The organism is Telmatobacter bradus, assembly GCF_048629425.1.
Lineage (GTDB): Bacteria > Acidobacteriota > Terriglobia > Terriglobales > Acidobacteriaceae > Telmatobacter > Telmatobacter bradus.
Genome location: NZ_CP184532.1, coordinates 3,396,114 through 3,412,275, shown reverse-complemented (window position 1 = coordinate 3,412,275; position 16,162 = coordinate 3,396,114). Strand labels below are relative to the sequence as shown.

Annotated in this window: 12 protein-coding genes; 5 read left to right on the top strand and 7 right to left on the bottom strand. The window is 59.6% G+C overall.

Features of this window, described 5'->3' with window-relative positions; translation table 11 throughout:
• Positions 1–9 precede the first annotated feature (9 nt).
• Positions 10–2,541 carry a penicillin acylase family protein gene (locus ACOBR2_RS13970; RefSeq protein ID WP_420236729.1) on the bottom strand — a complete coding sequence of 844 codons (2,532 nt, stop codon included), beginning with the start codon at positions 2,539–2,541 and terminating at the stop codon, positions 10–12.
• A 76-nt stretch (positions 2,542–2,617) separates the two neighbouring features.
• Between ACOBR2_RS13970 and ACOBR2_RS13965 the strand changes: the two genes are divergently transcribed.
• From ACOBR2_RS13965 to dxs, 3 genes are all read left to right on the top strand, one after another.
• Positions 2,618–3,550 (top strand): LysR substrate-binding domain-containing protein, encoded by a 933-nt coding sequence (locus ACOBR2_RS13965; RefSeq protein ID WP_420236728.1) that lies wholly within the window; start codon positions 2,618–2,620, stop codon positions 3,548–3,550.
• Positions 3,551–3,632: 82 nt separating this feature from the next.
• Positions 3,633–4,553 carry a YeiH family protein gene (locus ACOBR2_RS13960; protein WP_420236727.1) on the top strand — a complete coding sequence of 307 codons (921 nt, stop codon included), beginning with the start codon at positions 3,633–3,635 and terminating at the stop codon, positions 4,551–4,553.
• A 240-nt stretch (positions 4,554–4,793) separates the two neighbouring features.
• Positions 4,794–6,686, top strand: a complete 1,893-nt coding sequence (gene dxs, locus ACOBR2_RS13955; protein WP_420236726.1) for a 1-deoxy-D-xylulose-5-phosphate synthase — start codon at positions 4,794–4,796, stop codon at positions 6,684–6,686.
• A 221-nt stretch (positions 6,687–6,907) separates the two neighbouring features.
• Here dxs and ACOBR2_RS13950 read toward each other — a convergent pair whose 3' ends face one another.
• The 4 genes from ACOBR2_RS13950 to ACOBR2_RS13935 form a co-directional block, all read right to left on the bottom strand.
• Complete coding sequence (locus ACOBR2_RS13950) at positions 6,908–7,261, bottom strand: hypothetical protein (RefSeq protein ID WP_420236725.1); 354 nt, start codon at positions 7,259–7,261, stop codon at positions 6,908–6,910.
• A 46-nt stretch (positions 7,262–7,307) separates the two neighbouring features.
• The gene (locus tag ACOBR2_RS13945; RefSeq protein WP_420236724.1) at positions 7,308–7,616 is read right to left on the bottom strand and encodes a hypothetical protein; all 309 of its coding nucleotides are present in this window, start codon (positions 7,614–7,616) and stop codon (positions 7,308–7,310) included.
• 161 nt (positions 7,617–7,777) lie between these two features.
• Positions 7,778–8,167, bottom strand: a complete 390-nt coding sequence (locus ACOBR2_RS13940; protein WP_420236723.1) for a protease inhibitor I42 family protein — start codon at positions 8,165–8,167, stop codon at positions 7,778–7,780.
• 133 nt (positions 8,168–8,300) lie between these two features.
• The gene (locus ACOBR2_RS13935) at positions 8,301–9,479 is read right to left on the bottom strand and encodes a DegT/DnrJ/EryC1/StrS family aminotransferase (protein WP_420236722.1); all 1,179 of its coding nucleotides are present in this window, start codon (positions 9,477–9,479) and stop codon (positions 8,301–8,303) included.
• A 285-nt stretch (positions 9,480–9,764) separates the two neighbouring features.
• Between ACOBR2_RS13935 and hfq the strand changes: the two genes are divergently transcribed.
• Positions 9,765–10,076 (top strand): RNA chaperone Hfq, encoded by a 312-nt coding sequence (gene hfq / locus ACOBR2_RS13930; protein WP_420236721.1) that lies wholly within the window; start codon positions 9,765–9,767, stop codon positions 10,074–10,076.
• A 148-nt stretch (positions 10,077–10,224) separates the two neighbouring features.
• Entirely contained in the window at positions 10,225–11,493 is a 1,269-nt protein-coding gene (gene hflX / locus ACOBR2_RS13925; RefSeq protein WP_420236720.1) for a GTPase HflX, read from the top strand.
• 103 nt (positions 11,494–11,596) lie between these two features.
• Here hflX and ACOBR2_RS13920 read toward each other — a convergent pair whose 3' ends face one another.
• Together ACOBR2_RS13920 and ACOBR2_RS13915 are read right to left on the bottom strand one after the other, a co-directional pair.
• Positions 11,597–15,127, bottom strand: a complete 3,531-nt coding sequence (locus ACOBR2_RS13920) for a carboxypeptidase regulatory-like domain-containing protein (protein WP_420236719.1) — start codon at positions 15,125–15,127, stop codon at positions 11,597–11,599.
• Positions 15,128–15,693: 566 nt separating this feature from the next.
• Entirely contained in the window at positions 15,694–16,161 is a 468-nt protein-coding gene (locus tag ACOBR2_RS13915; protein WP_420236718.1) for a response regulator, read from the bottom strand.
• Between the last annotated feature and the right edge of the window lies 1 nt (position 16,162).

The window sequence follows — 16,162 nt, the reverse complement described above, 5'->3', positions numbered from 1 at the left end:
TCCCTGCTTTTACGGCTTCAGCACCAGCGTATGCCGCGTCTGCCGTGCGACGGCGGCGTCGGTGAAGGGCAGGGCGAAGGTTGTGCCGCTGTAGTAGGTGTTCCACTGGTCGCGGAAGTGCGGGCTGAGCGGGTTGCCGCTTTGGCCGAGCACGATGTTTTCCGTCGAGCCGTCCACATTGCTCCAGTCCATGGTGAAGCGCTGCGAGGGACCGAAGGCGCGGCCCACCTGCTTGACGGTGGTCGTGTCGCCACTGAGGGGCAGCGCGCCGGTGCCAGCCGTGGGTCCGATCAGTGGCAGCATTTTGGCCAGCGGGTGCTCCAGATCGACCACATGCCAGTTGCCATAGCGCCAACGCCGCAGATCGCTGGGCGCATGGCCGTCTTGTAGACCCAGGCGGACGGCAGCGGTCAGCAATTCGTCCCAGTTCTTGTACTTCTTGGGCAGCCATGCAGCCTTGGCGTGCATCACGATCTCTTCCATGGCGAAGTTCGACTCGCCCCACTCGTAGCTGCTCCAGTCCTTGCCAAGTTTCGGCTCCAGGAGCATGGGCCAGAGCGCCATGCGGGTTTGGGTGATGATCGATGCCGCGGCGGAATCGGTGCTCAGGCGGCCATCCCAGGCGCGCAGCAGCTTCGCGGCTTGATGCAGGCGCGGGTCGTCGTTGGTCGAGTGGTCAATGGCGTAGGCAATGCGCTGGCCCATCTCCTGATCGAACTCGCTGTAAACGTCGGTCTGCACGGCCAGCATATCGGCAGGTGTGAGGCCGTCGCGGCCTTCCAGTGATTTATAGATGCGCTCCACGCGATAGGGCTCAACCCACTCGCGGGCAATCGGGTACTTCGAACTGTCCGTGGTGACGCGGGCGTTGGCCGTGGCCAAAAAGCCCGACGGCGGATCGAAGCTCGACGGCATGCTGTCAAAGGGTACGTAGAGCAGCGCCTGTCTGCTTCCCGCGTCGAATCCGCCCCATTCCTCGCGGCGATTTTTAGCAGCAAGCGGCAGAGGAAGATCGTTTGCTGCGGAATGGATTGGAATGCGGCCCACGGCGTGGTAGCCAATGTGCCCCGCATCATCGGCGTAGACGATGTTGAGCGTCGGCCAGCACCAGTCAGCCAGCGCGGCGGTGAACTGCTGCCAGTTGGCCGCCGTGTTCACGCGGTAGACAGGCATGGAGTTCAGATGTGCATCGTAGATCGTCCACTTGAGGGCGAGCGGGCGCTTCTCTTTGGGCAGAATCGGATTGAGCAGCGGACCGTGGTCTGTGCTCTGCACGTCGAGTAGCACCGCGTGGCTGCCACGTACCTTGATGACTTCGTGTGAAACGCGCAGCGGCTGCCAGCTTGCGTCGTTGCGCTGGAAGTTGCCCTTGCCGTCGAGCTTCTCAATGTAAAGGTCCTGCGCGTCGCCCATCAGCGCGGTAATGCCCCAGGCCACGTGCTCATTGTGGCCTTCGATGATGTAAGGCATGCCGGGCAGGCTTACGCCGGCCGCGTGATAGCCAGGGGCCTGCAGGTCAGCCATGTACCAGATGTTCGGCACCGTCAGGCCAAGGTGCATGTCGTTGGCCAGCAGAGGATGGCCGCTGGCGGTGTGTTGGCCGCTGACCACCCAGTTGTTCGAGCCCGGAATGCAGCCGCTGCAGGCGGGCAGATTCAGAACCGCTTTCAGGCCGGGCAGCAGTTCTGCCGGGAATGTGAGTTTTGCCTGAGCAGGCTCGTCGTCTTCGTCGATTTCGTCGTTTTTGTCGTGGCCTGCGGGATGCAGCGTGGGTTGGAGCGGGCGGTTCGCATCGTGCGGCAGGCCGGTGGGCGGACGGTCACGCCAGCTGCCCACCGGGTAGAGGTCGTCGAGCAGGCTTTTGTCCTGGAGCCTGTTGGTCACATGCTCATGGGCCAGCTTGGTGGGCCAGTGCGTGTCGAGCATCTGCACCACCAGCAGGCCGATGCTGATCGAATCCACGCCGGTCCACGGCTCGGGCCGGTAGCCAAGCAGGCGGAATTCGGCTGGCAGTGTGTTCGCATGCTGCGCGATGAAAAAGTTCACGCCACGGGCGTAAGCGTCCACGCGCTGGCGTTCGTCGGCGGGCAGGTTGGCGTAGATGCGCTGGGCGGTGGGGCGGAAGAGCAGCACGCGCGAGGCCTTGTCGTGCTCCAGCATGGATTTTCCCAGAATTTCGGCCAAGTTGCCACCCGCGGCGCGGCGCATCAGGTCCATCTGCCACAGGCGGTCCTGCGCCGTCACGTAGCCTTGCGCTGTAAAGAGGTCGGTTTGGGTGGCGGCTTCAATGTGGGGTACGCCGTGGCCGTCGCGCAGAACGCGGACGGGGGTGCTCAATCCGGCCAGCATGGCTTCGCCGTCCAACTGGGGCAGAGCGGCGCTGGCGGCAGCGTGCAGCCAGAGCGCCAGCGTGCCGTAGCCGACCGCAGCCACCGCTACAAGGCCAGCCACAAACCAGCCGAGCCGTTTGGCCCAGCGGGCGATACGAACGCTCTTCGGCGACTCGCTCGTTGAACGGATCCACGCTTGCTTAAGTTTCATTACTGACAAGAATAACCGCACCTTGGGCGCAGTGCGTGGCGTTCGTACTGCCTTTCGAAATGCTTTAATAGTCTGCATGTCCAGTCTGGAGAATTTTCGTCTGGTTGTCTTTCGTGCGGTGGCCGGGCAGTTGAGCTTTCGCAAGGCCGCGGAAGAGCTGTTTTTGACCCAGCCAGCGGTCAGTCAGCAGATCAAGGCGCTTGAAGAAGAGCTGGGCACGCAGCTGATTGACCGCGCCGGGCGGCGTGTGCGGCTGACCGTGGCGGGCAGCGTTTTGCTCGATCATGCGCGGCAGAGCAGCACGCTGCTCGAACAGGCGCGGGACGAGATTGCCGCGCTCGATGGCAGCTTTGGCGGACAGCTGGCGCTGGGCGCTTCCACCACCATTGCGCAATACGTGTTGCCGGGTGTGTTGGGCGCGTTCTGCCGTATGCATCCGCGCGTACGGGCGCAGTTGACCAGCGGCAATACCGAGCACATTGTGGAGGCCGTTGAAGAGGGCCGTGTGGCGCTGGGCTTTATTGAGGGGCCGCCGCGCTCGAACAGTGTGACCGTTGCGCCTTTCCTGCGCGATGAGCTGGTGTTGATCGCGCCCATGGCGCGGAGCTGGGCCAAGACGAAAGATCTGACAGTGGCCGGGCTGGCGGAGCTTCCACTGCTCATGCGTGAACATGGCTCCGGCACGAGACGCATCGTGGAGCTGGCGCTTGAGCGCAAGGGCCTGCGCACCGGCGCGCTGCGCATTGCCATGGAACTGGATGCAACCGAGGCGATCAAGTCGGCCGTGGAGGCGGGCGTGGGCGCGGGCTTTGTCTCGCGTTGCGCCATCGTCAAGGATCTGCGCCTGGGCAAAAGTTTTCGCATTGTGCCAGTTGCTGGCCTGCGCGTGGAGCGCGATCTGTTGCTGGTGGCTCCGTGTGGGGCGGAGTTGCGCGGCGTGGCGCAGGAGTTTCGCCGCTTTCTGCTGGAGCAGGTGAGCGAGCGCACGCGGCGGGTGCGCAAGAAGTGAGCCGCATTCGATAAGCCCAGCTTATGAGTCATCATCCCTTCTGCTTGGCCCCGGGCTCTCTATCGGGCGCAGACTCGTTTTCGTGAGCAAAAACATCTTTTTTATTGGATTGATTCTTTCTGCCAGTGGGCTGCTTGCGCCGCCCGTGGCTTTGGCCTTGGGCATTGCCTACGGTTTTTCGTTTGTGCATCCGTTTCACCTGGAGGCGCGCAAGCTCAGCAAATTTCTGCTGCAGGTTTCAGTGGTGGGGTTGGGCTTTGGCATGAATCTTGGTCAGGTTCTGCAGGCTGGCCGCTCCGGGGTGGTTTATACGGCTGCCAGCATCAGCTTTGCCCTGACGGCTGGCTGGCTGCTGGGCCGTCTGCTGGGCGTAAAAAAGAACGCCTCCTTCCTGATTTCGGCTGGAACCGCCATCTGTGGCGGCAGCGCTATTGCCGCTCTGGCTCCGGTTACCGAGGCCAGTGAGGAAGACACAGCTATCTCGCTGGGCACGATCTTTGTGCTGAACTCCGTGGCGTTGCTGGCCTTTCCTGCCATCGGTATGGCTCTGCATCTGAGCCAGACGCAGTTCGGTCTGTGGGCCGCGCTGGCCATTCATGACACCAGTTCCGTGGTGGGCGCTACAGCCAAATACGGTGCCCTGGCGCTGGCCGTGGGCACGACGGTCAAGCTGGCCCGTGCGTTGTGGATTGTGCCGCTCTCGCTGGGCATTGCCATGATGCGCAAAAGCAAGGCCCGCATTCACTGGCCGTGGTTCATCCTTTTCTTTTGTCTGGCGGCGGTAGCCAACTCATGGCTGACGACGCTGCACCCTGCCATGATGCAGATGCAGCATCTGGGCGTGATCGGGCTGACGGCCACGCTCTACCTGATCGGCACAGGGCTTTCAGCCAAAACGCTGCGGCAGGTGGGACCGCGGCCCATGCTGCAGGGTATTCTGCTGTGGATCATCGTGGCTAGCGGCTCGCTGGCGTTGATTCTGGCCGGATGGATTCACGGTTGAGATAGAAAATTGCCGGGCTGCGGGGGATTCTTTGAGTGCGATACAAGGCTCCGGGAAGGGCTTGTTCAGCGGAAAAACTCTCGTGAAAAAGGCTTCCTGGAAGCTGCTCGGCACCGGGAACCGGCAGCGCGTATACTAGAGCATGGCAACGCCGGTACGAGAGCCCTAGAAGGGCTCTCGTTTTATCGTGTACAACGGGAACAACTACTGCATTTTCAATTCTTTGGGGGTATCTCTTTCATGGCCAATTTGCTCGGAACCATCCAGTCGCCAGCCGACTTGAAACGGCTGACCGCTCCACAGATGGATGAGCTGGCGGAAGAGATACGAGAGTTTCTGATTCAGTCCCTCTCGAAGACCGGCGGCCACTTGGGGCCGAACCTGGGTGTGGTGGAGCTGACAATGGCTCTGCACGCGGTCTTTGAGACGCCCAAGGACAAGATCCTGTTCGACGTCAGCCACCAGTGCTACATCCACAAGATTCTGACCGGTCGTCGTGATCGCTTTGACACGATCCGCCAGCCGGGCGGCCTGAACGGCTTTATGCTGCGCACGGAAAGTGAGCACGACGCCTTTGGCGCGGGCCACGCAGGCACCTCCGTTTCTGCTGCGCTGGGCATGGCCGTGGCGCGCGATCTGGTGGGGGGCGATGAGCATGTGATTGCCGTGGCGGGCGATGGCGCTTTCACCAACGGCATTACGCTGGAGGCGCTCAATAACATTGCCGAGCACACCCGTCGTCTGATCGTGGTGCTCAACGATAATGAGTGGTCGATTGACCGCAACGTGGGCGCAATCGCCCGCTATCTGCACCGCATTGTCACCAACGAGCGCTACCAGTATCTGCACGAGCGGGCCACGCGGGCCGTGGAGCGCTATGCTGGCAGAACCGCGCTGAAGGTTGTGAAGCGCGCTGAAGAGGCTGCCAAGGGCTTCCTGTGGCCTTCTGTCATGTTTGAGGAGTTTGGGCTGGAGTACTTTGGCCCCATCGACGGCCACAATATTCCGCTGCTGATCAGTACCTTCCGCTTCCTCAAGACGCTCGACCGGCCCGTGCTTCTGCACATCCTGACGCAGAAGGGCCGTGGCTTCCAACCGGCGCTCGACAAGACGAAAAAGTTCCACGGCCTGGGGCCGTACGATCCCGAGACGGGCGACACCGCGCCCAACGGCAAGCCCACTTACAGTGAGGTTTTTGCCCGCACGCTGGCTGACTTGGCCGACAAGGATGAGCGCATTGTGGCCATTACGGCTGCCATGCCCAACGGTACCGGACTCGATATTTTCCGTGCCCGCCATGCCAAGCGCTACTTTGACGTGGGTATTGCCGAAGGTCATGCTGTGGTCTTCGCCGCAGGTCTGGCCACGCGGGGCATTCGCCCGGTCTGCGCCATTTACTCCACCTTCCTGCAGCGTGGCTTTGATCCGATTGTGCACGACGTGGCCTTGCAGAAACTGCCGGTACTCTTCTGCCTGGATCGCGCCGGACTTTCAGGTGACGACGGCCCGACGCATCATGGTCTCTTCGACATTGGCTATCTGCGCTCGATTCCTGGCCTGGTGCTGATGGCGCCCAGCGACGAAAATGAGCTGGCCGATATGATGCAGACCGCTCTTACGCTCGACGGCCCGGCCGCCATCCGCTATCCGCGTGGTGTGGTGGTGGGTGTGGAGCGCAAGCCGCAGCCCGAGGTTCTGCCAGTAGGCAAGGCGCGCATTGTGCAGGACGGCAACGACGTGGCGATTCTGGGTCTTGGCAATCTGTTGCCGCTGGCCAAAGATTTGGCTCTTCTGCTCGAAAAGGAAGGCCTGTCGGTTGCGGTCATTGATCCGCGCTTTGTGAAGCCGCTTGATCGCCAGATGTTGGCCGACTACGCCCGCCGCGTGAGCGCCTTTGTCACCTTCGAAGATCATGCCAAGATGGGCGGCTTTGGTTCGGCCGTCGAAGAGGCTCTCGAAGAGATGCAGGCTGCGGGCGAAATTCCGACGGTTCCCATCGTCTGCGTCGGTTGGCCTGACCAGTTCATCGAGCATGGCAAGGTGGACGGCCTGCGCCAGAAGTACGGCATTACGGCCGAAGCCGCGTTCCAGCAGGTGCTGCCGGTGTTGAAAAAGACAGGTGCCAGGGTCTAGGTTTTAGGTGCTAGATTCTTGATTCTAGGTGCTAGGGATTGTTGGCGTTCACAGCGTCAATTTGTTTTTCGCCCCGGTAGGGGCGAAGCGAAAACAGCCCCGGGTGAAGCGTAGCGGAACCCGGGGTTTGCTGCATCAGAGAGACGAAGCGCCCCGGAGGGGCGCTGTGAAATTCTGCAGAAAACAGCCTTGATCCACCGCATCCCGCCGCCCCTCCGGGGTTAGCCTCTAGCCTCTTCCGGCCGAATCTGCTCAATAATCTGGGCGACTTTCTCGCGCGTAGCCGAGACGTCGTCGATGGCGTCCTGCGCCTGATCAAGGATGCGTTGTACATCGCTGATGTAGCCGGGCAGAACGCGCCACCAGTCCTGGAGGTTTTTCTGCTGGTCGAGCAGGGCGAGTGAAACGCCAGTGGTGGCAGCCAGCAGACCAGCCTTGCGGCGACCGCTCAGCAGCAGACCGCCCGAGGCGATCAATGTACCGGCGGCGGCAATGCGGGTCCAGGGCAGGGAACGGAGCGCACTCAGTGCATCCGCGGGTTCTTCAGCAGCTTTGGTAAGCGGCACAACCACCATCGTCAACTCCTTGCGTGGTTCTTATTTCTGATTCCCTAGCTAAAAATCAGTCCAGATCGAAGACGCGCAGGGGCTTTTCGTCGGGGGCTTCCTTGGCCTTGCGCAGAGCTTCGGCAAACTTCTTCTCGAAGATGTCTTCCTTGTTTTTTTCGGCGTCGAGCGACTGGCGGAAGATGGATTCCTTGCGCTCATTCTGCTCGTGCATGGCTTGCGCTGCGGTTTCCAGATCTTCGAATGTGCGTTTGCGCGGTGTGGGTGTGTGGCTGACTACCTGTCCTGTCGCAGCGTCGATCCTGAGCACTGCCCCGCAGTCGGGACAGGCAACTTCGAAGAATTTTTCCTTAACCTTGGCCATTGCATCCTGATTGTATGCCGAACGGGGTGGAATGATCGAGCCAGTTGGTGGAGGATTCAAGCACTCCAGGTCTTTCACGGTTAGAACTTGTATCTACGCTGGGTGCCCCAGGTCCCGATTTTGGGAGCTGGGGAAGCACGGACTCAAGCTACAAATGAATGCTAGTCAATCTGGACCAGAAGCGTGAACTGTTTTTCGTGGGGATTGGGCTGCTCCCAGGTGCGCACGGAATGCAGCACCAGTTGGCCCTGGCCGGATCCGGTGGTGCGGAAGAGAAAGGTCTGGGGAAAGGGACGGCCAATGCCGGGTTTTCCGGGCTTGCCCTGCGACTGTTTGGACATGCGCAGCAGCGGCGTCGATGCCGGGCTGGTGCTCCAGCTGTAGCCGGTGGAAAGATTCGAGATCAGTTGTACCTCGATCTGGTCGCCGCTCTTCAGATGGGCGGTCTTGCCGCTATCGGCACCGGTGACGTGGATGATTTCAGCCCGCAGCAGGCTGATCCCACTGGCAAAAAGAAGGGCAAGCAGACTGGTGCGTAGAAGAAGGCGCATGAGGAACTCCGTTCAGGGTGGGGTGAAGCCATAGGTCTTTAGGTAGAGGGGAAAAGTGTTTTGAAAAAAGCCCTGAGGTTTCCCAGGGCTTTTTCTTGGATGTACGATGCTTTTGTCAGCATCAAGAACAGCATTAGCTGAGGAACTCGGTGATGGCGCGCACCACGATCTCCTGTTCGTCTTCGCGCAGTTCCGGGAAGATGGGCAGGGCCAGAACCTCGCGGGCAGCACGTTCGGCCTCCGGGAAGTCGCCTTCCTTGTAGCCAAGCAAGCGGAGCGATTCCTGCAGGTGCAGCGGCACGGGGTAGTAAATCTCGCTGCCGATCTTGCGCTCGGCCAGGAAGGCGCGTAGATCGTCGCGGCGCGGGGTGCGAATCACGTACTGGTGCCACACGCTGCGTGCTCCGGTCACTTCGGTGGGCAGCACAATGCCCTTGGTGGGATATGGACCGGCTTCGGCCAGCCCGGAGGCGCGGAAGAGCGTATGGTAGCGTTCGGCCACGGTGCGGCGAGACTGATTCCAGCCCTCAATATAGTTGAGCTTGACGCGCAGCACCGCGCCCTGGAAGCCGTCCATGCGGGTGTTCCAGCCGATTTCGTCATGGTAATAGCGGCGGCGCATGCCGTGCTGGCGCAACATGCGGGCGCGTTCGGCCAGCGTGTCGCTGTTGGTGGTAACCATGCCGGCGTCGCCGGCTGCGCTCAGGTTTTTGGTGGGATAAAAACTGAAGGCGGCGGCGTCGCCCAGTCCTCCGGCTTTGGTGCCCTGCCATTCGGCGCCCCAGGCCTGGGCGGCGTCCTCAATGATCTTTACGCCATGTTCTTGTCCAAATGTGGGGAAAAATCCATGGGCCGGCTGACCATAGAGGTGGACGGGCAGAATGGCCTTCACGTCCTTGCCCTGTTCGCTGCTCAGCAGCGCTTCAACGGCGCTCGGGCTCAGATTAAAGGTGATTGGGTCGATGTCGGCCAGTTTGGCCGTGGCCCCGGCGCGCAGAATGGCGCTGACGGATGCGAAAAAGCTGAAGGGTGTAGTGACGACGGCGGAGCCGGGGCCGATTTCGGCCGCGGCCAGTGCCAGCCACAAAGCATCCGTGCCTGAAGAGCAGCCAATGGCATGCGCCACACCGAGCTGTTCAGCGGCTTCCTGCTCAAAGGCGGCGACTTCAGCGCCGAGGATGAATTGCTGGGTCTCCAGCACCCTGCCCATGGCTTCCATCAGCTCGCTGTAAAGGGGCTGATACTGCCGTTTGAGGTCCAGCATGGGCACTGGCTGGACTGCGGCCGACGGAGCACTTTCGTTCTTTTGCACGCATCTATGGTAACAGCCAGAGGATAAGTGTTGCTGGGGTGGGCACGCTCCTGCGGCTGCCACAGGAATCAGTGGCGGTTTTCCAGAGGCGTTTCAAGTGGAGGTAAAGTTTAATTGTCAGGAACGGAAATTACAATGTTTAGGGTTGAAAACAAATACGATCCGGGATATTGTTGTGACTGTTGCGGGAAAGAGGGTTTCGTAACCGCGAAACTGTTACCGTTCGTTTGTGTTTTCACGGAACCGCAGTCAATCCCCCTTACGTGGAAAGCAGGAGATCGGCACATGGAAAACAAGCCGGCACAAAATATTCAGGATACGTTCCTGAACACCGTTCGCAAGGATAAGACTCCAATTACCATTTACCTGGTCAGTGGCGTGAAACTGACCGGTCGTATCCGGTCGTTCGATAAGTATTCTGTCCTACTGGAGAACAACAGTCAGGAACAGTTGATCTTTAAACATGCCATCTCGACCGTGGTAAGCAATCGTAGCGTGATGCAGCATACTGAGCATCGTCCGCCGATCACTGCGGCGGGTGTTGGACTGGCGGCAGCGCCTGCTCCTGCGCCGACAGCCGTTCTCGAGCAGCGTTAATACGCCGCGGGAGTATCAAGGTTTGGCAGAATTTGACCGTGGGGCCGACCCAGGAGTACAGCCTGAGCGTGCGGTCCTGGTAGGTGTGGATCTTCACGTCCACTCCAAAAGTGATCGTGTCTCTTCGCGGGACGTGCAGAGTACTCTTGTGTCTGCAGCGGAGCCGGTGGAAGCCGGTTCCGATTCTGTGCCTGCTGCTTCCGGGCAGGGCATGGACGCTGAGGAGTCACTGGCTGAGTTCCGCGAGCTGGTCACCAGCGCCGGAGGTGTTGTAGTAGCTGAGCTGCTGCAGCGCCGTGGGCGTTTGGATCCCGCCACTCTGGTGGGTTCCGGCAAGGTAGAAGAGATTGCCGGGGTGGCCGCCAGCACTGAGGCGGATCTTGTTCTGTTTGACCACGAACTGACGCCGACGCAGCTTCGCAACCTGGAAGCCGCGCTGCCCTGCCGTGTACTTGATCGTACGCAGCTCATTCTGGACATTTTTGCCCGCCACGCACGCACCCGCGAGGGGCAGTTGCAGGTGGAGCTGGCGCAGCTGGAGTACATGCTGCCCCGGCTGACCGGTCGTGGCAAGGCGATGAGCCAGTTGGGCGGCGGCATTGGCACGCGCGGGCCCGGCGAAACGCAGCTGGAAACCGACCGTCGCCGCATTCAAAAGCGCATCGATCAGCTCAAGCTCGATCTGGAAGCTGTGCGCCGCGTGCGCCGCCAGCAACGGCAGCGTCGTGAAGCCGTGCCGGTGCCCACGGTGGCTCTGGTGGGCTATACGAATGCTGGCAAAAGCACGCTCTTCAACGCTCTGACCGGCGCGCAGGTGCTCTCTTCGGCGCGCATGTTCGCCACCCTCGACCCCAAGCTGCGGGCGATTGAACTGCCCAGCCGACGTAAAATTCTGCTTTCCGACACGGTTGGCTTCATCCGCAACCTGCCGCACACCCTCGTCACCAGCTTCCGGGCCACGCTCGAAGAGGTGATCCAGGCCGAGGTGCTCATCCACGTGCGTGATAGCTCCTCAACCTATGGCGACGAGCAGAAGATGCAGGTGGAGCGGGTTCTGGGCGAGCTGGATGCGTTGGCCAAACCCCGCATTGAAGCCATGAACAAGACCGACCTGCTGGCCGGGCACGAGCGCGATGGGCTCTTGGGTCGTCCCGGCGTGGTGGCGCTTTCCGCCCGCGCGGGCGAAGGCCTGGATGCGCTGCTGCTGGCCATTGATGCAGCCCTGCACAGCGACCCGATTCTGCAGGCTGAGCTGGAAGTGCCGCAGCAGGAAGGCGGCGTTCTGGCCGCGCTCGAAGCTGGTACGGTGATTCACAGCCGGGAGTATGACGGGGAGCTAGTGCGCCTGAAGGTGAGCGGTCCTGCCTCGCTGCTGGGCCGGTTACGCGGCTATCGGCTGCGTGAAGAGAAGCTTTAAAGGAAGAGCACAGCAGGAACCAAGATTTGGCATGATAGAACATCAGGCACAAAAAAGCGGGGGGATGCGTACAGCATCTCCCCGCTTTTCATATTGCGTTGTTCTAGAAGTTGATGTGAATGCCGCCCTGCAGGCTGCGGTTGCTGTTCAGCTGGCTGGAGATGTAGCCGAACGACGAAGAGGTCGGGCTCACGTTGGGCGCACTGAACTGTGGGTGGTTGAGGGCGTTAAAGGCATCCACACGGGGCTGGATCACCACGCGCTGTCCAATCAACAGGTTCTTCTGGATGGAGAAGTCGAAGTTATTGGTCGGATCCGAACGCAGCAGGTACTGCGGGAAGGTGCGCCAGTTGTAGCTGTTCGGCTGGTCGGCGGTGGTGGTGTCAAATTTGCTGGTGTTGAACGAGGGGCCGTTGGTCTTGTGTGGCTGATTGTTGAAGTCGTGCCAGTTGCCGGTATAAATCGCATTGCCCCAGCTGTCCGGTGTGCCCGACAGATACTGGTACATGCCGGTAACCTTCCAGCCGCCGCCAATGCGGTCAAAAAGTTTGGAGTGGTTGAAGAAGAGCCGGCCGCTGCCGAAGGGCAGGTCGTAGAGCGCATATACGGAGAGGTGCTGCGGGAAGTCGGAGGTTGTTTCGCCGTACCACAGGCCGTTCTGCAGCGCGCTGGCGCCGGTGTTGAGGATGGTGGCATTGCCCAACTGGCGGCTCCACTCGTAGTTGAGGGTGAACTGCAGACCTTGCGAGAGCTGCTTGCTGACGCGTGCGAGCAGCGAGTCGAAGTTGCTGCTCGCGAAAGGCATCATGCTTTCGGTCAGGCTGCTGTACTCCGGATGGGACTGCAGAATGGTCGCATTGGTGACGGTCTTGCTGGTGTTCAGGCTGGTGGCTGAAGCGTTGGTCGGCATCAGGCCGTAGAACGGGTTGGTCACCGAGGTCTTCATTTCGGTGGTCACTGTGCTGTCGGCCTCGGCCGAGTGCGAGTAGTAGGCCAGCAGCGGGGTGTTGCTGGGGGTATCGGCAACCATCGAGTGAACGGAATGTGCACCGAAGAATCCCACTTCAATCAGCCAGTTCTTGCCGAACTGCTTCTGAATGTCGAGGCTCCACTTTTCGCTGTAGCCGACCTTGGCGCTGGCGTAGTACGACATGCTGCTGCCAAGCTGGGTGTTGATGCCATAGGTCGAACCGTAGGGCGTCTGAATGGGGTTGGCGGCGGTAGTGCTGGTGGCCGTGGTGGGGAAGGGGTTACTCAGTGTAGTGCCAGGAGCGGTACCTGCAATGTTGCCGATGGTCATCGCCGTTGACTGTGAATAACCGTAGGAGGAGCCGGAGTAGTAGTCGCCGAAGGGGTTGACGTAGATGCCTGCGCCGCCGCGGATGGCCAGTGTTCCATGGGCGAAGTCCGGAGCGTACGAGAAGCCGATGCGCGGGCTGGCATAGACCAGAGCGGTGCTGTAAGGCGAACGATGGCTGGAGTTGGCGTAGACAAGACCGCCAGTGGCCGAGAAGCTGCTGGCCGCCAGCATGGAGCTGGGCGATGCCGTATAGGCTGCCAGGGACGAAGCCGTAACCGCGTTGGTCATGTTCGGGTCCCAGTAGGACGCGATTTTGTTGTTGCTTTCAACCAGCGGAGTTTCGTGCTCGATGCGGATGCCCATGCTGACGTTTAGGTTGTGGGTTGCCTTCCAGTCATCCTGCGCAAAGTAGGCGGTGTACCAGTTGTCGTACTGGGCTGCGGAGTTCACGGAATAGGTGCCGCTGGAGGGAACGCCTAATTCAAACAGGGCGAGAGCGCCGCCGAAGCCCTGCTTGGCCGAAGAGGAGTTGGCCGTTACGTAGTCGCCAGTGGCCGAGGTAAAGGCGAACTGGCCGTTGGCAGCGCCCAGGTTAAGGGTGGATTTCTTGTTGGATCGGATGTCGGGGCCGACTTTAAGGATGTGCCTGCCTACGATTTTGGTCAGGCTGGCAAAGTACTGGATGTTGTCGTAGTACTCGGTGCTGGCCGGATTGCTGCTCAGGCTGGGAATACTGGACGTGTCGGAGAAGGTCATGTAAGGAAGCGCCAGCGCATTCGAGTTGCTGGCCATGTAGCCGGGCATACCCACGCTGGTGGGGTTCATGCCAAGGCTGTTGGGGCCTCCCCAGGTTTCGTAGCGGCTGAAGCCAAGACGATTTTCCAGGTTCAGTGAAGAATTGAAGCTGTGTACATCGTCGATCTGGCCACCCAGCAGGTTCGTATAGGAAGAAGTGCCGGTCAGGTTGTTGTGGAAGACGTTGGATGCCGCATTATCGTAATGGCTACGGTGGAATTCGAAGAAGACCTTGTTGGCATTGCTGACGTTGTAGTCAACGCGCGCCTGTTCCGAGTAGTAGTCGTTGGTGGTCGGATCGCTGGCAAAGTAGTTGTTTTCGCCATCCGCCTTGGTAGAGGCACCACTGTAGTTGGGCAGAGGCATCATGTTCATGTATGCCGCTGCAACTGAATTGACGCTCAGCCCGGCATTGGAGAGGATATTGCCAGGAATGATTGTGCGCGTGACCACTCCCTTGGAGTTCATCGTGCCGCTCCAGGGGTTGTAGAGCTGGTCGCTGCTGCTGTAGCTGGTCAGAGAAGAAAAGTCGCCGTTGCGCTCAGCCTGGGTGGGAACGCTGGCAATGGTGGTGGCCGGTGCTGAACCCTTGTAGCCTTCATAGGCAAAAAAGAAGAACAGCTTGTCTTTGCCGCGAATCAGATGGGGCAGGTAGATCGGGCCGCCTACGGTGGCACCGTACTGGTTGAAGTGAGTTGAGTCGACCGTTGCGCCTGCAGTGGTGAAGTACGGTTTGGCGGTAAACGGACGTGAGCCGTTGTAGTACTCGCTGAGGGTGCCGTGCAACTGGTTGGTGCCGCTCTTGGTGGTAATGTTTACCACGCCACCGGCCGTATCGCCGATGGCGGCATTGGCCGAGAACTCATCGACGTGAACGGCGTTGACAGCATCCAGTTCAGGGCTGAAACCGGCGGTGCGGCCGGAGTCTTCCATGTTGGGCACACCATTGAGAAGCAGTTCGTTGCTGGCAGCGCTGCCGCCACCCAGTGAGAAGTCGTCGGCGGTGGAGTTGCCAAAGGGCGTAACCTGCGATTCGGAGTGCTTGCCCTTGCTCACAACACCATATTCGATGTGGGCAAAAGCCAGCGGCGAACGACCGTTGGAGGGCAGATCGGAGACTTCCTCTGCGGTCAGTTCCTGACCGGTATTGGCTGTTGTAACGTCAATCAGCGGGGTGCTGGCAGAGACGGTGATTGATTCGTCATTGCTGCCTACATCCAGCCGGATGTTTTCCGTCAACATCTGCTCACTCTGCACAACTAGGCCGGTGTGGATGTAGTTTTTGAAGCCTACAACCGAAACACGGATCTCGTAGGTTCCTGGATTGAGAAACGGTGCCGAATAGACGCCTGCAGCGTTAGTCACAATCACGGCAGTAGCTCCAGTATCCGTGTCGGTGATCTGAACCTGCGCATGAGGGAGAACAGCGTCCGTCGAGTCCGTGACCCGACCGGTGATCGTGGAACGAATTTCCTGAGCGCTAGCTGTCAAAACCGTGGCAAGCAGAGCGAGGAAAACAATTGAAAATTTTCTCATCATTGAAAACACTCCATGTAGCAGCGTTGGCCTGAAAACTAAGTGTTGAAAACGTAGAAACCATAGAAACTGTAGATGGCAGAGTCAAAGCTATTCGCGCGGAAAGCTGTGCTGTCGGGAAGAGTTTTAGGGGTTTTTACGGAAGATCAATTTCATCAATTATTTATAGCCTTTGATCGGCCTGTGTCTGGAGACTGGAAATGCCGATAGGCGGATTGTCTTGCGTGGAAATTCCGCATTGCGGACATGAAAAATAATGACTTGTTTTGAAAGTATAAAACTAGAAGAGGGAATTATCTCGACTTGCAAAGGACTTTTGGAAGAAAAAACGGACAGATTTCTCCTTCCATATTGATCGAAATTGAATTCAGAGGTCTAACTATGAAGTTTTGTGCATTTAATTGCCGAAGAACACGTTAAATCTGGCTACTTTGCAGAAAGTAAAGAGCTTCTGAATTGAAACTGACTTTTTGACTTTAAAATATTTATTCCGCCATGTGGACAAGGCGCTTCTGTCCCGGCGATAGCGGACGGAAGCGTAGGGCATTCCTTGAAGATTGGCTTTTACTTTAACTGTTTGCGGAGGGCGTTTGCGCTTCCCGTCCGGGCAGCGCGGCGACGCAGAACCAGAAATGATGCAGTGACTTGAGGGCGTTGACGAACTCCAGAAAGTCGACCGGTTTGGCGATGTAGCTGTTGGCGTGCAGCTCGTAGCTGCGCAACACATCCTCTTCGGCGCGGGAGGTGGTCAGCACCACGACCGGGATGGTGGCCAGTTCCTGGTCCTGCTTGATGGCCTTGAGAACTTCGCGGCCATTCATGCGGGGCAGGTTCAGGTCGAGCAGGATCAGGCCGGGCCGGGCGGCATTCTGGTAGGGCGGCTGGCGGTGCAGGTAGAGCATGGCCTCCACGCCGTCCTCCACCACGGCCAGAGGATTCAGCAGCTTGCCGCGTTCCATGGCTTCACGGGTCAGCAGGACGTCGGAAGGGCTGTCCTCCACTAGTAGAATTTCGGGAAGAATTACACTTTTTTCCATT

Coding starts and splice junctions, on each gene's coding strand:
- ACOBR2_RS13940 (WP_420236723.1), bottom strand. CDS start 8,167: ATGCGCCTTCTTCTACGCACCAGTCTGCTTGCCCTTCTTTTTGCCAGT.
- ACOBR2_RS13920 (WP_420236719.1), bottom strand. CDS start 15,127: ATGATGAGAAAATTTTCAATTGTTTTCCTCGCTCTGCTTGCCACGGTT.
- dxs (WP_420236726.1), top strand. CDS start 4,794: ATGGCCAATTTGCTCGGAACCATCCAGTCGCCAGCCGACTTGAAACGG.
- ACOBR2_RS13915 (WP_420236718.1), bottom strand. CDS start 16,161: ATGGAAAAAAGTGTAATTCTTCCCGAAATTCTACTAGTGGAGGACAGC.
- ACOBR2_RS13970 (WP_420236729.1), bottom strand. CDS start 2,541: ATGAAACTTAAGCAAGCGTGGATCCGTTCAACGAGCGAGTCGCCGAAG.
- ACOBR2_RS13965 (WP_420236728.1), top strand. CDS start 2,618: ATGTCCAGTCTGGAGAATTTTCGTCTGGTTGTCTTTCGTGCGGTGGCC.
- ACOBR2_RS13950 (WP_420236725.1), bottom strand. CDS start 7,261: ATGGTGGTTGTGCCGCTTACCAAAGCTGCTGAAGAACCCGCGGATGCA.
- hfq (WP_420236721.1), top strand. CDS start 9,765: ATGGAAAACAAGCCGGCACAAAATATTCAGGATACGTTCCTGAACACC.
- ACOBR2_RS13945 (WP_420236724.1), bottom strand. CDS start 7,616: ATGGCCAAGGTTAAGGAAAAATTCTTCGAAGTTGCCTGTCCCGACTGC.